At 63.5% G+C, this 18655-nt stretch carries 12 protein-coding genes; 10 read left to right on the plus strand and 2 right to left on the minus strand.

The window, feature by feature from the left end; all coding sequences use genetic code 11:
• The first annotated feature begins 177 nt into the window (after positions 1–177).
• From ASD72_RS17655 to ASD72_RS17675, 5 genes are all read left to right on the plus strand, one after another.
• Entirely contained in the window at positions 178–3282 is a 3105-nt protein-coding gene (locus ASD72_RS17655) for a TonB-dependent receptor (RefSeq protein WP_056881266.1), read from the plus strand.
• Between the two features lie 187 nt (positions 3283–3469).
• Positions 3470–5890 carry a GH92 family glycosyl hydrolase gene (locus tag ASD72_RS17660; protein WP_235578055.1) on the plus strand — a complete coding sequence of 807 codons (2421 nt, stop codon included), beginning with the start codon at positions 3470–3472 and terminating at the stop codon, positions 5888–5890.
• 75 nt (positions 5891–5965) lie between these two features.
• On the plus strand, positions 5966–7108 hold the full coding sequence (locus ASD72_RS17665; RefSeq protein WP_081420440.1) for a LacI family DNA-binding transcriptional regulator: 1143 nt from the start codon (positions 5966–5968) through the stop codon (positions 7106–7108).
• A gap of 180 nt (positions 7109–7288) precedes the next feature.
• Positions 7289–8272 (plus strand): carbohydrate kinase, encoded by a 984-nt coding sequence (locus ASD72_RS17670; protein WP_056881267.1) that lies wholly within the window; start codon positions 7289–7291, stop codon positions 8270–8272.
• A gap of 44 nt (positions 8273–8316) precedes the next feature.
• Entirely contained in the window at positions 8317–9840 is a 1524-nt protein-coding gene (locus ASD72_RS17675) for a tryptophan halogenase family protein (protein WP_056881268.1), read from the plus strand.
• A 346-nt stretch (positions 9841–10186) separates the two neighbouring features.
• Here ASD72_RS17675 and ASD72_RS17680 read toward each other — a convergent pair whose 3' ends face one another.
• Positions 10187–11017 (minus strand): hypothetical protein, encoded by an 831-nt coding sequence (locus tag ASD72_RS17680; RefSeq protein WP_081420441.1) that lies wholly within the window; start codon positions 11015–11017, stop codon positions 10187–10189.
• 112 nt (positions 11018–11129) lie between these two features.
• A complete protein-coding gene (locus tag ASD72_RS17685; RefSeq protein WP_056881270.1) occupies positions 11130–13457 on the minus strand; it encodes an arylsulfatase in 2328 nt (775 codons plus the stop codon).
• A 402-nt stretch (positions 13458–13859) separates the two neighbouring features.
• Here ASD72_RS17685 and ASD72_RS17690 point away from each other — a divergent pair, with 402 nt between their 5' ends.
• The 5 genes from ASD72_RS17690 to ASD72_RS17710 all read left to right on the plus strand — a co-directional run bounded on the left by ASD72_RS17690 (position 13860) and on the right by ASD72_RS17710 (position 18174).
• Positions 13860–14657, plus strand: coding sequence for an oxidoreductase (locus ASD72_RS17690; RefSeq protein WP_056881271.1), 798 nt, complete (start codon positions 13860–13862; stop codon positions 14655–14657).
• A gap of 1 nt (position 14658) precedes the next feature.
• The gene (locus tag ASD72_RS17695; protein ID WP_056881272.1) at positions 14659–15663 is read left to right on the plus strand and encodes an AraC family transcriptional regulator; all 1005 of its coding nucleotides are present in this window, start codon (positions 14659–14661) and stop codon (positions 15661–15663) included.
• A 14-nt stretch (positions 15664–15677) separates the two neighbouring features.
• Positions 15678–16265 carry a methyltransferase domain-containing protein gene (locus tag ASD72_RS17700; RefSeq protein WP_056881273.1) on the plus strand — a complete coding sequence of 196 codons (588 nt, stop codon included), beginning with the start codon at positions 15678–15680 and terminating at the stop codon, positions 16263–16265.
• A gap of 296 nt (positions 16266–16561) precedes the next feature.
• Positions 16562–17284 carry an SH3 domain-containing protein gene (locus ASD72_RS20715; protein ID WP_081420442.1) on the plus strand — a complete coding sequence of 241 codons (723 nt, stop codon included), beginning with the start codon at positions 16562–16564 and terminating at the stop codon, positions 17282–17284.
• Between the two features lie 266 nt (positions 17285–17550).
• Entirely contained in the window at positions 17551–18174 is a 624-nt protein-coding gene (locus tag ASD72_RS17710) for a hypothetical protein (protein ID WP_056881275.1), read from the plus strand.
• The last annotated feature ends 481 nt before the right edge of the window (positions 18175–18655 follow it).

The following is an 18655-nucleotide window of genomic DNA, read 5'->3' on the forward strand; positions in this document are numbered from 1 at the left end:
GCCGGATTAGAACGATCTAATTCGGATCAGGGAGAGGGAAGCGTCATGGAAGGGTTCTGGGGTGCCGGGAGGGCGCCTGGGCCGTTTCGTCAGTTCGGTTTTTTTATTTCCTGCAAATTTAGATCGATACAAATCTTCGCGTCAGCAGCCGATCAATCTTGGGAGAGGGTGATTGAAATGAAATGCACGCCACACGCACGCAACCGCAGCACGTTGTACGTAGGTATCGCCATCGCGTTGTCCACCGCCGTCGCATCCGGCAATGCGCTCGCCCAACAGGCTGAGGCTGCACCTGCCGCTGCTTCCGACCAGGCGCCGGTCCAGGCCACCGACCTGGATACGGTGACGGTGAAGGGCTATCGCTACTCGATCGAGCAGAGCCTGGAGCAGAAGCGCAACGCGAACGCCGTCGTCGAAGTGATCACGGCGGAAGACGTCGGCAAGTTCCCCGACAAGAACGTGGCCGATGCGCTGCAGCGCGTGCCGGGCGTGCTCATCAGCCGCGATGGCGGCGAAGGCAAGAACGTCAGCGTCCGCGGCCTGTCCTCGGAGCTGGTCCTGACCCAGTTGAACGGCAACTACATCGCCAGCGCCGAATCCAACGGCGATCCGACCCGTTCGTTCAACTACACGCTGCTGCCTTCGAACCTGCTGGGCAGCGCCGAGCTGTACAAGACGCCGGAGGCGCGCATCGACGAAGGCGGCATCGGCGGCACGGTGATCCTGCGCACGCGCCGTCCGCTCGAACTGGAGCCCAACTCCGGTTTCGCCTCGGTCGAGGGTACGTGGGCGGACACGACCAAGAAGACCGATGGGCAGTTCTCGGGCTCCTATTCCTGGCACGACAAGGAGGACCGCTTCGGCGTCTTCGTCGGCTACACCCAGCAGAAGCGCACCACGCGCACGATGGGTGCCAGCACCGAGAGTTGGCAGTGGTATGGCCGGGACGAGGGCGGCACGGCGGTCGACGTGAACGGCAGGCCTTCCGACTTCAATTCGAACTGGTGGGGCGGTACCGGCTTCTGGGACCAGAACGGCAACTATTACACCGGCTTCATGATGCCGACCTCGGTCAATCTGAACGTCAAGGAAGAAGAACGCGAGCGAAAGGGCGGCCAGCTGACCTTCCAGTTCAAGCCGACCGACAACCTGACCCTGACCGCGAACTACTTCCGGTTCGACCTGTCGCAGGACTCGCAGACCAATACCCTCAAGGTTCCGGAATGGAACATCGCCCGCTACTACGGCGACGGGAACTGGCGCGGCGGTCGCCTGCTCGACGGGCTGACCTTCGACCCCAGCGGCACGATCGTCACCGGTGCCGACTACAGCCTGCATCCGAACAAGCCGTATTACTGCAGCGAGGCCGAGGCCGCGGCCGCCGGCATGGCGCCGGGCGGTTGGGGGTCGGATGACTGCACCGTGCCGACACCGCAGATCACCGGCAGCTACAACATCGAGAAGTCGCTGTCGCAGACGGTCGATTTCGGCGGCGAGTGGAACGGCGAGAAGATGGACATCGCCTTCAAGGCCGGCCGGACCTGGGCCGAGGGCGGTCCGAAACTGCAGTTCTCCCTTCCCATCAAGCCGCGTCTCCAGAACGCGGACGGCAGCTGGACGAATGGCAACTACGCCAGTTCGTGGAGCCTGATCGGAACTCCGTCGATGACGTTCTCGCCGGAGCTGATGCGCAACCTGCAGAACGGCATCCTGCAGGTCGACCTCGGTTCGACCGGCTCCTCGTGGACGCGCAACGACACTGAGCAGAACTACGCGCAGGTCGACGGCACGTGGCACTTCGACGGCGACTTCTTCGAATCGCTGCAGTTCGGCGTCAAGGGCCGCGACGGTGGCATCCACCGCAGCACGGGCAACAGCTACTGGGTGTGCCCGGGCACCGATCCCAGCGACTACGACAATCGCTACTGGGCGGGCCGCTGCAACAGCGTCGCCACCCAGTTCTCGCCCAGTCTCATCACCCAGTTGGGCAACCTGGCGGGGGGCATCAACGCCAGTGCGTTCCCGGCGATCAACTTCCCGGGCTACATCGCGTACTTGAATAGCACCTACGGCGCGATGCAGACCCGCGAGGAGGAAAACTTCGTCTACAACGTCGACGAGAAGATCTACTCCACGTACCTGCAGGCCAACTTCCGTACCGACCGCCTGCGCGGCAACGTCGGCGTGCGCATCGCGCGCACCAAGCAGCATGCCGATTCGACGGACAAGATCACCTCCTACGACGACTACTTCTTCGACGGCGCCGACGGCAATCCGCTGGCGTGCGTGCAGGGCGCGGCGACACCGACCGGTGCGCCCGCCGACACGTACTGCGGCAGCGAAGGGTACTGGAGGCTCCATGAAGATGTGGCGCGCCCGGAGACCTACGAGGTCGCCGCACTCGACCGCACCTACACCGACGTGCTGCCGAGCTTCAACCTGGCCTACGATCTGACCGACAACCTGCTGCTGCGCGCGGCCGCGTCGAAAGTGATCTCGCGCCCGAGCTACGGCGACATCGCGTCACCCGGCAGCCTGGAGTACTACAGCCAGGAATACGTCGACGACCGGCGTCTGACGGGTGGTGCGGGCGAACTGGGCTGGTACGGTTCGGGCAGCAACAAGGGGCTCGAACCCTACAAGGCCACCCAGTTCGACCTGGGCCTGGAGTGGTACTTCCGGCCGGGCTCGGTCGCAGGCGTGGGCCTGTTCCGCAAGAACGTGCAGAACTTCGCCGTGAACGTGATCACCGACGTGAACATGGTCGTCGGCGGCGAAACCGTCACCGTGCAGAACTACAGCACCCAGGCCGGCGGCCAGGATGCGGTGTCGCAGGGCGTCGAGCTGTATGCGCAGCACACGCTGGATTTCGGCCTCGGCTTCCAGTTCAACTACACGTACAACGACGCCAGCAAGGCGGCCGTGTCGCTGGAAGACGGCACCGAAGTCGGCAAGACCTCGATGCCCGGCAGCGCCAAGAACCAGACCAACTTCACCGTGTTCTACGAAACGCAGGACCTGCTGCTGCGCGCTTCGTACAACCGTCGCGGCGAAGTGGTGCAGGGGCTGGTCAACGGGTTGAACGTCTACGACGAGCCGTACTACCAGATCGACCTCAATGCGGCCTACAACATCACCCCGGCGCTCATCATCAGCGCCTCGGTGCTGAACCTGACCGAAGAGGAGACGCGCTCGCACCTGGGCAACGACACCAAGGACCGCTTCTACACCAATAGTTATGCGGGCCGCATGGCGTACCTGGGGCTGACCTACAAGTTCTGAGGTCGTGCTCCGTGTTTTGGCCCCATGCTTTCTCTCCCGCCCGGCAACGGGCGGCATGGGGCCGACGGCCCGGCTCAGGCCGGGCCACTTTTCCCTTCGCATGCGACGATCGGTCCACGATCGCGTGCGGTGCATCAAGACAGGTCCAGAACGCATGAAACCGACTTCGCTCCTTCCTCTGTTCCGCATGCTGCCGCTCCTGCTCATCCTGGCGGCCCCGGCGACCGCGGCCACGCAGGGGCCCAGCAGCGAGGTCAATACCTTCATCGGCAGCAAGGACGACGGCAACACGTTCCCGGGCGCGTCCGCACCGTTCGGGATGATCCAGGTCAGCCCGATCGGTTCGCACTACTCGGGCTGGCGCTACGACGATCCGCAGATCCGTGGCTTCGGCCATTCCTTCCTCTCGGGCGCCGGGTGCTGGGAGCAGGGCGGTCAGGTGTCGGTCTTGCCGGTGACCGGACGCATCGGCCCGGGTGGCGATTTCGATACGGCCGATGCCAAGACGTTCGACCACAAGCGTTACGGATCGCGCTACCGGCACGACGGCGAAAGCGGCCAGGCCGGCTACTACAAGGTGCGATTGACCGACTACGGCGGCATCGATGCGGAAACCACCGCGCTGACCCGTGCGGCGGCCGAGCGCTACACCTTCACGGCGACGGGCGAGGGCCACGTACTGGTCAACATCGGGCAGGCCAACGAACGCCATGCGGTGACGGGAAGCGCGATGACGGTCGTCGGTGACCGTGCGGTGGAAGGCAAGCTGGTGACCAAGAGTTTCTGCGGCGGACACCAGTACACGACGTGGTTCCGCATCGAGTTCGACCGCCCCTTCAAGTCCTTCGGCACGTGGGGCGAAGGTGGCGGCGTGCCGGGCTCGCGTCATGGCATGGAAGGCGAGGGCAAGCCCAGCGGCGCGTGGCTGACCTTCGATCTGGGCAAGCAGCGTTCCGTCACGGCGATCTCGGCGATCTCGCATGTCGATGCCGAGGGTGCGCGCAACAACCTGCGCAGCGACGGCATGTCGGCCGGCACGTTGCTGGGCTTCGATGCGATGCGCGCGCGCGCGCAGAAGGCATGGGATGCCGAGCTCTCGAGCGTGCGCGTGCAGGGAGGTACCGGCGACGACAGGACGGTGTTCTACACCGCGCTGTACCACGCCCTGTTGCAGCCGTTGACCGGCAGCGACGCCGATGGCCGCTATCGCGGCTACGACGACCTCATCCATCGCGCCGACGGGTGGACCTACTACGAGTACTTCTCGTTGTGGGACACCTACCGTTCGCAGAACCAGCTGATCGCGCTGTTGCGTCCGCAGCGGGCCGCCGACATCGCGCGTTCGGTCCTGGCCATCGACCAGCAGGGCGGCTGGCTGCCGCGCTGGGGCTATGCCAGCTTCGAGACCAACATCATGACCGGCGATCCGGTCACCCCCTTCCTGGTGGATCTGTGGCGCTTCGGCGCACTGAAGGGGCGTGAAGCAGAAGCGTATGCCGCGCTACGCAAGAACGCGTTCGACATGCCACCGCTGAATTCGCGCCATGCCGGCCGCTCCGGCAATCCGCACTACCTGGCGGAGGGTTTCGTGCAGTACGACCGTGCATTCCCTTCCAAGGGGATGGACGTGGATCCGCACCATGGCGGCTCGGCGACGCTGGAGTACGCATTGGCGGATTGCTCGTTGTCGGTGATGGCGGGTGCCTTGGGGCATGGCGACGATGCGGCCGTGTTGAAGCGCCGTGGGCGGAACTGGCGCACGCTGTGGGACGCCTCGGTGCGTGACGAGGATGCCGGTTTCAGCGGTTTCCCGCGCCCGCGCACCGGCGACGGTGCGTGGTACACCCCCTCCGATGGCCACTACAGCCCGCGTTCGCACCACGGCTTCCACGAAGGCACCGCGTGGCAGTACCAGTGGCTCGCGCAGCAGGACGTGCCGGGCCTGGTGCAGGCCATGCACGGGCCGGAGGAAGCCGCGCGCCGGCTGGACGATTTCTTCGCCTACGACGCGTTGCTGGCAGACCCGGTCGGCGCGGCCCGCAAGGAATGGGTCGTGGGGCCCTACAGCTACTACAACCAGTTCCGCTACAACCCGAACAACGAGCCCGACCTGCATGTGCCCTGGATGTACACGTTGATCGGCCAGCCGTGGAAAACCTCCACGGTCCTGCATGCCGCGCAACAGTTGTTCACCAATGCGCCGAACGGCGTCACCGGCAATGACGACCTGGGCACCATGTCGGCCTGGTATCTGTTCAGTGCGATGGGCCTGTATCCCGTGGTGCCCGGCACGGGACAGTTCGTGCTGCACGCGCCCCGCTTCCCGCGTGTCGATGTGGACGTGGCGCCGGGGCGCACCTTGCGCATCGAGGCGCCGCAGGCAGGCGATGGCAAGGCCCGGTACGTCACCGGCGTGTCGCTGGACGGCACCGCCCATGCGGCGGTGTGGCTGGACTGGGAACGCCTGCGCCAGGGTGGTCGCCTGCGCTTCGATCTGGCCGATGCGCCGCAACCGCAAGGGTGGGGCACGCGCCCGGAAGACCTCCCGATGTCGCCGTGCGCCGCCGATACGGCCACGGCCGCCGCGGCAGCGGGGGCGAACCGTTGAGCCTGCGCGGCGCGATGGCGTGGAGGCCAACGTGATGGTTTACGCTGGGCGCACCATCGCGATGGATCGATCCATATGAGCCAGAAACGCCCGCCCCGGCCAGGGTCCGCACGTGCCCCCAAGGCCGCTGCGCCCAAGGCGAAAGGCACGCCATCCCGGACCAAGGGGGGCGCGCCGGCCGAGGCCGAGCGCAAGCGCGATCCGCAGCGCGTGGTCACGGTCACCGATATCGCCAATGCCATCGGCGTCTCGCGCGCGACGGTGTCGCTGGTACTGCGCGGCAGCCCGCTCGTGCACGTGGACACACGGGCGAGGGTGGAGGCCGAGCTCAAGCGGCAACGCTACGTCTACAACCGTGGCGCGGCGAACCTGCGCCGACGCACGTCGTCCAGCGTGGCGCTGGTCATCAACGACCTGGCGAACCCCTTCTTCGCCGAGTTCGCGGCGGGCGTCGACGAAGCGCTAGGAGAGAAAGGCTACGTGACGCTGCTCGGCAGCACGGGCGAATCACCCGAGCGTCAGCAGGCGGTGCTCACGTCGCTGATGGAGCACACACCGGCAGGCGTGATCCTTTCCCCGGCCGAGGGCAGCAATGCTGCACAGCTCCACAAGGCGCTGGACGCGCGCGCCAATGTGCTGCTCTTCAATCGCGAACTCTCCGGCGCGGACGATTGGGGCTTCCTGGGATTGGACAACCAGAACGGCGCGCAACTGGCCACCGAACACCTGATTTCCCTTGGGCACCGGCGCATCGCGTTCTATGGCGGCCATGCCGACTCGAGCTCGTGCCGCCAGCGGCGCGCTGGGCATGCGCTGGCGATGAAGAAGGCGGGCCTGCCGGTCGATGCGGCATGGCTGATCGAATCGGCGCCCAATCGCCTCGAAGCGGCCGCGCGGACCGGCGAGCTGTTCGGCGAGCATGCGGTGCCCACCGCGGCGGTCTGCTACAACGATACCGTCGCACTGGGCCTGATGCTGGGCCTGCTTGCACGCGGCATCCAGCCCGGCAAGGGCTTCGCGGTCACCGGCTTCGACGATATTCCCGAGGCCGCCGTGACGACCCCGCCGCTGACCACGCTGGCCGCCCATCCGCGCGAGCGCGGACGGCAGGCGGCGCACCTGGTGCTCAGGCAATTGGAAGACGGCGCCTCGCCCCAGAAGACCATCGCGCCGGTGACGTTGTCCGTGCGAGAGAGCAGTGGAGCACGGCTGAAATGAATCCATGTCCGCCCACTTCCGCCTCCACGTCGTTGCGACGCGACGCTGGACGACGACGACCCGCCCCGACCCTCTTTCCATCGTCCTGATCCCCATGAATCCGATCGCTCCATACGCCTCACTCCCTTGCCGCGCCGACATCACGGCGCCTTCGCACGCCTGTCCGCGAGGGGGCGCCGCATGAATTCTCCGGCGCGCAAGATCGTCTGCTTCGGCGAGGCGCTGATCGACATGCTGGCGCAACCGCCAGCCTCGGCCGACGCGCCACGCAGTTTCCTGCAGTACGCAGGGGGAGCGCCGGCGAACGTCGCGGTGGCAGCGGCGCGGTTGGGCGCAGACACGCATTTCGCGGGCATGCTGGGCGAAGACATGTTCGGCGATTTCCTGTTCGACAGCCTGGCATCGGCGGGTGTCGCCACGGACTGCATCGTGCGCACGAGCGAGGCGAAGACCGCGCTGGCTTTCGTGGCGCTGGACGAGCACGGCGAGCGCAGCTTCAGTTTCTATCGCCCGCCTGCGGCCGACCTGCTGTTCCGCGCCGCGCATTTCACACCGGCGTGTTTCGAAGGCACCCGCGTTTTCCACGTCTGCTCCAACAGCCTGACCGAGGCCGGCGTGGCCGAGGCCACGTACGAGGGCATGCGTCGCGCACGTGCCGGCGGGGCCATCGTCAGCATGGACCTGAACCTGCGGCCTGCGTTGTGGCCGCAAGGCGAAGATCCCTCGCCGCGGTTGTGGCAGGCGCTGGCCGAGGCCGATCTGGTGAAGCTGTCGCGCGAAGAGCTGGAATATCTGGCGCGTCCGCTGGGCGGAGAGAAGGCGGCGATGGAACGCCTCTGGCAACACCACGCGAAGATCCTGGTGGTGACGGACGGAGACAAGCCGATCACCTGGCACACGCCTTCGGCACAGGGCACGGTGGACACCTTCCGCGTCACGGCGCTGGATACCACGGCGGCAGGGGATGCTTTCGTGGGCGGCCTGCTTTTCCACCTCAGCAAGGCCGATATGGACCGCGAGAGTTTCGCGCGCTTCATCTCCCGTCCCGACGATGTCGCCGCCGCCATCCGCTTCGCCGCCGCCGTGGGTGCACTGGCCGTCACGCGCAAAGGCGCATTCGCCGCCATGCCGAGCGTCGATGAAGTGAACGCATTGTTGTCCTAGAACCTCCCGACAGACGCTTGTCGAAGCAAGGAGAACGGGCCGTCATGACGGATCACCCCAACCGGATCAGGTCCGTCGTCGTCGTCGGTGGCGGCAGCGCGGGCTGGATGACCGCCGCCGCGTTGGCGACCTACCTCGGCAAGCAGGCATCGATCCGCCTCGTCGAGTCCGAAGAGATCGGGATCGTCGGGGTCGGTGAGGCCAGCGTGCCTTACATGAAGCAGTTCAACAGCGGCCTGCTCGGTATCGACGAGTTCGAGTTCGTCGCACGCACGCAGGGAACCTTCAAGCTCGGCATCCAGTTCAACGACTGGGGCAGCATCGGCGAGAGTTACGTCCACGGCTTCGGCAAGATCGGCCAGGGCATCGGTCCGCTGCCTTTCCACCAGTTCTGGCTCAAGCTCTTCCTGGCCGGCCGTGCGCGGCCGATCGGGGAGTACTCGCTGCCGACACTGGCGGCCCCTCTGGGGAAGTTCATGGCCAGCCCGGCCAATGCCCCGCCGGATTCGCCTCTGGCCGACATCGCCTACGCCTACCACTTCGATGCTGCGCTGTATGCGGGCTTCCTGCGCGAGGTGTCGGAGCGCAGGGGCGTCCAGCGGATCGAAGGAAAGATCACCGGCGTGCAGCAGCGGAGCGAAGACGGCTTCATCGAAGCCGTCGTCCTCGACAGCGGGGAGCAGGTCACGGGAGACCTGTTCATCGATTGCTCCGGCTTCCGCGGCCTGCTGATCGAGCAGACGCTGAAGACCGGTTATGTCGACTGGACCCACTGGTTGCCCTGCAACCGCGCCATGGCCGTGCCATGCGCCACCGTGGAGCCGCCGACACCGTACACCCGGTCCACCGCCCGCGCGGCGGGATGGCAATGGCGCATCCCCCTGCAGAGCCGGGTCGGCAACGGCTATGTCTATTCCAGCGAGTACATCAGCGACGACGAAGCCGCCGCCACGCTGCTGGCGAACCTCGACGGCCGCGCACTCGCCGATCCACGCCCGCTACGGTTCACCACCGGCATGCGCAGGAAGCTGTGGAACAAGAACGTCGTCGCGCTCGGCCTGGCCAGCGGCTTCATGGAGCCGCTGGAATCGACCAGCATCTATCTGGTGCAATCGGGCATCCAGCGCCTGCTGGGCCTGTTCCCGGATCGCGACTTCGATCCCATGCTCGAGCGACAGTTCAACGAGGAGTCTGCGTTCGAATACGAGAGCACGCGCGATTTCCTCATCCTCCACTACTGCGCCACCCGTCGCAGCGACAGCGCGTTCTGGGACTATTGCCGCACGATGCCGATCCCCGACACCTTGCAGCGCAAGATCGAGATGTTCCGTCATGGGGGCCGGTACTTCCGCACGGGGGACGAGTTCTTCGCGCTGCCGAGCTGGGTCCAGGTGATGCTTGGCCAGGGCATCGTGCCGACCGGGTACCATCCCATCGTCGACGACATGCCCGAACAGGCCTTGATCGAACACGTCGCGCGGGTGCACCAGTCCATCGCAAACAGTGTGGGAGCGATGCCCCCGCACCAGGCTTTCATCGACCGTCATTGCAGGGCATCGGCGATGTGACGCAGGCGTTTGCCGCTCGCCGAAAGCGGCCTTGCGGGTTCAGATACTCCGGAGCGGTTGGCGGGGGCTCGGTAGTCGGCGAGTGGCCGTCGCCGACGGCACCGCGGCGGAAACACGCGGCGTCCCGTTCATCCGGTGCAGCCACGAGCGGCCCCTTCCTCGATGACCTGGGGCCGACGCGCGGCCAACGGTTGTGGGAGAGTGATGCCGACAGCGCCGGCGATCGGGACGGTGCCCGTTCCCGGAAGCACGTATCGGCATTCTTTGACTTGCACAACGGACGAAGGCAGGGCGACGAGATCGTCAGGGCGGACGGTACCCGGCCACTATCGTCGCCAGCAGGGAACTACTTCGGGAAAAGAAGCGTCACTGCAAATCGAATGCCCCAATCAGGGCCGCCGCGCGGCTTGTCGAGGTAGGCGCGTACGCCACCCTGATAGCTGATCATCTGGTTTCCGAGCTTGGAGACTTTGCTGTAGCCGACATTGACCGGCACGGTCCATTGTTCATTCTCCCAGTCGTACGAAGACTCGATATTGAAAGACAACGTTCGACCCTGGCCCAGTCCCTTGGCAACAAACGGCTGGAAGAACGTGGAGTTGATGTTGGTGCGGCGACTTCCACCCGCCACGTCGGTGATGTGGTTGATCAGCGCGCCGTAGGTCAGCGTTCCATCCTGTTTGAGCACAACGGCTGTGGGACCCAGGCCCCAGGTGTCAGCCCCAAGGTCGTCTGTGCCCACCGGAATCAGGAAAGCAGGGCCCACGCCCCAGACCACCCCTGATTTCGTGGATGCCTTGGGCGAGAAGAAGAGGCTTTGCGTGATGTCGCCGACGCCAGCCTGATCCGTGCCTGCAACAATGTCTTCCTGATAGACGATGGGCAGGATGGTTCGCGAGATCATGTTCCAGTGTTCCGAGATGGAGATCGGTACGACTGGCTGCACATTGACCTGGTGTCGATACCCCTTCTCACCCCACGTTTCGTCGTAGTTGTACTGAACAGGAACACTGATGAGCGCTGCCACCGGATTCGACAGCTGCTTGGCCAGCGCATCGGCATCGGATTCCTGCGCAGCCGCGCTCGAAGGAAGGATCAACAGCGCCAACATCACGCGATCAGCCGAAACCCGGCTTCCTCGATGCCTGCCTGTCTGCGCGCATGCGGGTTCTTTCATGGCGAATCTCCCCGGGGCTCGGAAGCAAGTGATCTGGAAACAACCCACTCCGATCTGAAGCGAGTGGAGCGGAAGCGGCGGTCGGACCGCCGCCCGCTGCGGAACTCCGGCTTCAATCCGTTGCGAACGCTGAAGCGGCCAGCTTTTCGAGATCCAGGTATTGCGTTTTCTCGACGGTCACGCCGACCGCCAGGATCTCGCCGCCCTTGAACTCGCCGGGCGTGGTGTAGTTCTCGCTGACCGCATCGCCGCTGTCGCGACCGATGCACAGGCCATCGCCGGAGAGCGTGAACTTCCCGAGCTGGGTTTTCATGTCGCCCTCGGCCTCCATCTTGTCGTTGACGTAGAGCTTGGTCCTGCCGAGCGATTCGCCGTGTTCGCCCGCGCCGGTGCGCTCGAACTCGATGCCGAGCGAGTACTTGCCAGGCTTGAGTTCCGTCGTGGAGACGAATTTCTGCTCCGGTTTGATGCCGAGGAAGTTGTAGACGTAGTGGAACTTCCTGTCCTTGATGAAGAGGCTGTGGCCACCGAACCGGGAGCCGTGGGCGAAGAGCACGCCGGAGGCATCGGCGTCCTTGATGTCGACATCGGCGATGATCTTGTAGGAGCGCCCCCGCACATTGACCGCGACGCCTTCGGGGACGGGCGACGTGCCGGGGTAGTAGATGTAGCGCTCGCGCGGCGGCTCCGTGCTGGGGCGCTCGACACCGAGAAGCTCGGCTGCGCTGCGATCATCCAGCGGCAGAATGTTGTTGGCATCCGCCTCCTCGAACCAGGCATCGATCAGCGCCTTCAACTTGTCGGGATGCTGTTTCGCGAGATTGATGGATTCCGAACGATCCTCCTCGACGTGGTACAGCTCCCACTCGTCCTTGTCGAAATGGCCCTTGCTGGTGAGTGGAGCGTGGATCGCGGCGGCCTTCCAGCCGTCCATCCACATGCCGCGGGTGCCCAGCATGGCGTAGTACTGCCGCTTCTTCTTCGTCGCCCCGTCGGCGGCGAAGCTGTACTTCATCGAGACCCCGGACAGCGGATGCTGCTTCACGCCGCGGAACGTGTCGGGCATCTCGAGCCCGATGCACTCCAGCAGGGTCGGCACGAGATCCACGGCGTGGTGGTACTGGTTGCGGACTTCGCCTTTCGCCTTGATGCCCTTGGGCCAGTGGATCACCATCGGGCAAGCCGTGCCGCCGGCGTACTCGGAGTAGCGCTTGAACATCTTGTAAGGCGCAGAGAACGCTGCGGCCCAGCCGGTGGGGTAGTGGTTGTAGGTCTCCGGGCCGCCGAGTACGTCGAGGTACTTCATGTTCTCGCTGAGTTCGTCGGGATAGTTGTTGAAGAACTTGTTTTCGTTGACGGAGCCGTTCGGGCCGCCTTCGCCGGACGCGCCGTTGTCCGCGCAGTACATGACGATGGTGTTGTCCAGCTGGCCGCTGCGTTCCAGGTAGTCGATCAAACGGCCTATCTGCTCATCGGTGTACTCGGAGAAGCCGGCGTACACTTCGGCCATGCGGGAGAACAGCTTGCGCTCCGCGGCGCTCAACTCATCCCACGGGCGCACATAGTCGCCCGGATTGGCCTGGTCTTCGGGGATCGGATTGAAATCTTCGAGCCTGGTTCCCGCTGGCAGCATGCCCTTCTGGACCATCCGCGGCACGACCCATTTGCGGTAGGCGTCGTAGCCGTCGTCGAACTTGCCCTTGTAGCGATCCGCATACTCCTTCGGCGCGTGGTGGGGTGCGTGGTTGGCACCGGGACACAGCCACATGAACCATGGCTTGGAAGGATTGGAGGCCTTCTGGTCGCGGATCATCTGCATGGCCTGGTCCACCAGGTCCTTCGACAGGTGGTAACCCTCTTCCGGGCCGTAGGGCTGTTCGATGAACTTGTTGTCCTCGGTCAAGTCCGGATACCACTGGTTGGTTTCGCCACCGAGGAATCCGTAGAAACGGTCGAAGCCCTGTTGCAGCGGCCACTCGGAACGTGGCCCGCCCGAGCAGATATCCTGCTCCGGGATGTTGTGCTCCTTGCCCAACCAGTACGTGCTGTAGCCGTTCTCCTGCAACACGCTCCCGATCGTCATGCAGTTGTGCGGCAGTCGCCCGCTCCAGCCGGGGAAGCCATTGGCGCCCTCGGTGATGCAGGACATTCCGTTGAGGTGGTGATTGCGGCCCGTGAGGAAGCACGAGCGCGTCGGAGAGCACAATGCGGTGGTATGCCACTGCGTATAGGTCAGGCCGTTGTCCGCCAGCTTCTGGAGGGTCGGCATGTTGATGGCGCCACCATAGGGCTGCCATGCGGCCTGACCAGTGTCGTCATAGAGGACGATCAGCACATTGGGGGCGCCTTCGGGTGCCCTGGGCGGAAGAAAGGGTTCCCAATCTGCCTTGGAGTCGCGGATATCGAGCTTGATGACGCCTTTGAACGACGTGGTGGCCATGGTGTTCTGCCTCGCCCAGTGGAAGTACCAGTCTGTGCCGATACTCGCCGTCGCGAATCAGGAACTTTGCTGCACGGGGACCAGTAAAAATACGGTTCGTCTGCGGTGCGCAGTGCAAATGCCAGGTCGCGCGGAGATCGCTGTGTTCGCTGCGTCGGCCGTCAGGGTGGCGATGTCCGCTTCTGGCCGGAAGCGGATATCAGCGGACAGGGGACTAGGGATGTTTATCGGGGGTAGGTCAGGTCTTCTCTCGACCCAAAGCGGCCATAGCAGCCAGGATCCCGCGGCACAGTGTATTGGCGCGATTGGCCAGAGAATTGGCGTGATCTGCTAGTTTCCTGGCACCCCTTCGGGAACAAAGTGGCACCACATTCAAAACGGGCTTTGCCCCAGGTCCTAGTCATGAGCGTCATTCTCGTCACCGGCGCATCTTCCGGTATTGGAAAGGCCACTGCGCGCAACCTGCTCCAGCAGGGACACACAGTCTATGTGGCCGCAAGGCGTACCGAGGCCATGGAAGACTTGGTGGCAGAAGGAGCCATTCCACTCCGCATGGACATCACGAAGGAGGAGGATGTGGCTGGAGTGGTAGAGCGCATCACCCAAGACCATGGCGCCCTGGATGTGCTGGTGAACAACGCCGGCTATGCCATTTATGGCTCTGTAGAAGACACCTCGCTGGACGATGCGCGCGCGCAGTTTGAGGTCAACATGTTCGGCCTGGCACGCTTGACCCAGCAGCTGATTCCCGCAATGCGCGAGCGCAGGCGCGGGACGATCATCAACGTCTCCTCCATGGGCGGCAAGATCTACACCCCGCTGGGCGCCTGGTACCACGCGACGAAGCACGCGCTGGAAGGCTGGAGCGACGCGCTGCGGATCGAACTGAAGCCCTTCGGCATCAATGTGGTGGTGATCGAGCCTGGGATCATCGCAACAGAGTTCGGCGATGTGATGACCAAGCCCATGCTGGATCGGTCCGGGAATGGCCCTTATGGCAGACTGGCGCATGCGATCGCCGCGTCCAAGGCGCCGATGTCGAAGCCAACCGTCGTAGCCAAAGCAATCGCCCGTGCGGTGCAGTCGCGGCGCCCGAAGACGCGCTACGTGGCCGGCAACCTGGCGCGACCGCTGATGTTCGTGCGCAAATATTTCGGCGACCGCGTCTATGATCGCCTGATCATGAGCCAGTTCACCTGACATGACACGTAGTTCGACCTTCCCGGTAGATGCCGGCTGGCGCCCTCTGCTGAAGGATCTTGGCATCCGCAGCGACACGCTGCTGCGGCGAGCCGGTCTGCCGCAGGAACTCTTCACGCGACCGGGTAACGGCCTGACTACGGCCGAATATTTCCGGTTCTGGGAATGCCTCCAGGCGGAAGCCGGAGACCCCTTGCTGCCGCTGAGGCTGGTCGAGGCGATCCAGGCGGAATCCTTCATCCCGCCGATCTTCGCCGCCCTATGCAGCTCGAACATGGTGCAGGCGGGTCAGCGCCTGTCCACGTACAAAAAACTCATCGCACCGATGAGCCTTCAGGTCGACGTCGGTCCCGATGGAGCGCTGACCCTGTCGCCGTGCTGGTTGGAGGCGCAGGCAGAGGTGCCGTTCGTCGTGGTGGCCAGCGAACTCGCGTTCCTCCTGCGCCTGTTACGCATGGCCACGAGGGAGCCCGTCAAGGCGATGCGGGTGACCATGCAGCACCGCCCCCCCGCCGCACAAACCAAGGCCTACGCAACGTTCTTCGGAAGCGCTCCGCAACAGGGGGATGCCCCTCGCATCACCTTCTCTGCGCTCGATGCGAACCGGCCCTTCCTCACCGCCAACGATGCGATGTGGAAGATGTTCGAGCCCGAACTGCGCCAGCGTCTTGGCGAACTGAGCCCCGATGCCAGCACCTTGCAGCGCGCTCGCTCGGCCCTGCTCGAACTGCTGCCTGGGGGTCAGTCAGGCATAGACGCCGTTGCGGCACGCTTGTCCATGAGCAAGCGGACACTGCAGCGGCGACTGGAAGAGGAGGGAGGCAACTATCGGGTGCTGGTCAACAAGACGCGTGAGGACCTGGCCAAGCACTATCTCTTGCGGACGGAACTGTCTGTAGGCGAGATCGGCTTCCTGCTCGGATTCGAGGACCCCAACTTGTTCTTTCGGTCTTTCCATGGGTGGACGGGCAAGACGCCGGAAGCGTTCCGAAAGCTGATCCATTGAGGTGTGGCAGTCCCATGATCAACAGCGAACGACTCGACTTCCTCTGCCAATGGGTCACCGCACCTCGGCGCGTGGGCGCGGTCCTTCCTTCCAGTCAGGCGCTGGGAGAGCTCATCACCTCGGAGATCGGCCCGGAAGACGCCCCCATCATCGAGTTGGGTGCAGGAACGGGCAGCTTCACGCGTCAGCTGATTGCGCGCGGTGTGCCTGAATCGGAACTGGTCCTGGTCGAACTTGGCGAAGACTTCGCTCGGCAACTTTCCCGCAAGTACTCCCAAGCGCATGTACACCGCATCGATGCACAGAGGCTGTTGAGGCTTCGCATGCCAACTGCGCATTTGGCTGGTGCGGTGATCAGTGGCTTGCCACTATTGTCGATGTCCGAGCTGCAGGTCGCTCGGATTCTTCGGGGGGCATTCCGCCATCTTCGTCGTGATGGCGTGCTTTACCAATTCACTTACGGCCCCGGCTGCCCGGTGTCACGTCCCCTGCTGGAGCGTCTCGGCCTAAGGGCTCGCTACCTGGGGAAGACTCTAGCCAATGTTCCGCCTGCCCGTGTGTACCGGATCTCGCGGCAAGCTTGGACTACCCGCACTGGCTAAGAAGAAGTGGAAGAACGACTTCTGTGGATGTTCGCTCCTGGCCGGAAGCGGACCTCTAATATGGTAGTTTGCCGCGGCGGAATGTCGACTGGGGCTTCGCGGAGCCGGCGAACGCAAGGGCTGGTTTAGTACCGTCGCGACCAGATCCTGACGCTTGCCGTGGAGCGCGGCGGCGAAGATTTGCGGACCTCCCGCGGGAGACAATAATCCGTACACTTCGCACATTGGGCGCAGGTGGATTCCGCCCAGGGGAAGAGGCTGCCCAAGTCAGCTCGCATGAAGCAGGCAACTTCAAAATGGGTGAGAAGATCTATCAGGTTGAGCTGCACAAAAAGTTCCATGCACCGAAGGGCTATCCTCAGACGATTAAAGTCCGCGTCATTGCGAACCTCCCATATCAAGCTGAAGATAGTGCCAAGGCACAAAACCCTCACTACGAAACGAAGTTCAACGCAGTCAAAGAAATAAAGGAACCATCTGCGTCGGGCTCGAACTCATCAGGCTCAACATCCTCGGGCGATGACCTACTGGGATGCAGCGGCATCCTCAAAGGCTGCATCACGCTGGTCGGTCTGCTGATCGTTTTTCTGATCGTTAGCCAGTGCTCCGACAAGGGCGGAAATCCCAGTTCCTCTCCTGCGACTACCTCCATCCCAGAAGCCAACTTGAAAGAGGGCGCCCCCCAGGGCGCAGCGCGTGAAGAGAGCCTGATCGGCATGAGCACGACGGCACGGCAGCAGCTCTCGGCGGAGCAGGCCCAGTCCATAGCGGACGCGGCAAGCCGGTCCGCGGCGCCGGAAGTTGCACCTGGCTTGATCGGTTCCCGTGCACGAATCGTGGATTCGCGCGATCGCATCGTGCTGCAGTCTGGTCCCAAGATGAGCTCGAGGAATGTGGCTAAGATCGATAGCGGATCCACCGTCCAGGTGCTGTCCGATGAAGGGAGGTGGGTACAGGTGCGTACCGAGGATGGCCAGGTCGGATATGTACGCAGGAAGCAGCTGGAGTCGGTGCAGTAAGCTTGATCGACTTACATGAAGTCCGATTCACCCGACGGGGTAATGTCACTATCGCACAGTACCTCCATGGACATCTTTCACGTCACCGACGGCGCGCGCCCGCTCGCGAAGACTGCAGGCCAGTAAAGAGGTCCGCTTACGATCCAGAACGGACAAAGCTCATGCGCAGAATGACGCTGCATATGCCCCCCCCGTGTTCTGCTTGCTGGAAGGCCTTGCACCGGATAGCGTTGGGACTGAAGCCACTATCGCCACGGGGATGTTTGATGAAGTGCCTGGTTGCCGTGTGGCTACTCATGAGTCTGTCTGCAATATCCTTCGTCGACTCCTGTGCCGCCGGCGAGCGTTTCAGTCGAATACCAGATGGTGGAGAGTCCCCCTTCGGCAACGGAGTGCTGTTGTTCTCCCAGATCAAAGCGAACAAGAAGGACCTGCTGTGGGGCTTTCAGTTCGGAAGGCCTAGCGAGAAGTATAGATATCTTGCAGGACGTGAGGTGAGATTCCCCAACGGCTTCTACGAAATCGGCTGTGGGCGCGTGGGAAGCGTCACTGCGATTTCCCTTCCCCCTGGCACTTACGAACTTGGGCCTTGGAAGATCGATGGCGCTGTACTCACGATCGGGCCAATCTGGTCAGTCGGAAAGAACCACAAACCTCAGGAAGAGAAGCGATTCACCATTGAGATCAGGGCGGATGAGATCACCTACGCCGGCGAATTCGACATTGACGAAGCGAACGGAAGTTCGGCGACTATTAGTGACAAGTTCGACTGTGAGCGAGAGTACTTAGCGAAGACATGGTCGTGGATGACTGCGTTGCCCTTGACCAAGGCCGAATCTATTTCATTGCGCCAAGACAATGAGGCCGGATCGGCGGAGACGTTGCCTTAGCGATTTTCTCATTGCCAACGTCCGCTTCTGGCCGATAGCAGACATCAGGGTCAAGAAAGCGCTGGAGTATGGTGCCCGCACCCGCCTGCCAGTCCTTGGGTGAGCTGGCCGCAGCTGGCCTGATTGCGGAACGCAAGGCTCCCCGGCACGGCCGGTGCCACCACGGAAATGATCTGGAAATGTTCGCCTTGGCGCCCTCCGGTGCTACCTTTCCCATGGCGCCACCAGTCCTGATTCTTCCGTTGGCCCAGCTATGCCTATATGAAGTGCTGAGAATTTCAACATGACCCAACCACGCCAAGTTTGGAGAAGTGCATTGAGCAATCTGCCGTTCCTTCGACGCTCTCCTCTTAGAAATGTCCCGAATGCGGTGGCCATGGTCGGTAATCCCCCCGCCCATTAGCTGACGCCAGAAGTGGAATTTTCTCGTACGCTTTCCCGAGGAGGTTCCATGAAGAAGTCCCGCTTCACCGACAGCCAG

Source organism: Pseudoxanthomonas sp. Root630, from assembly GCF_001427585.1.
In the GTDB taxonomy this organism is placed as follows: domain Bacteria; phylum Pseudomonadota; class Gammaproteobacteria; order Xanthomonadales; family Xanthomonadaceae; genus Pseudoxanthomonas_A.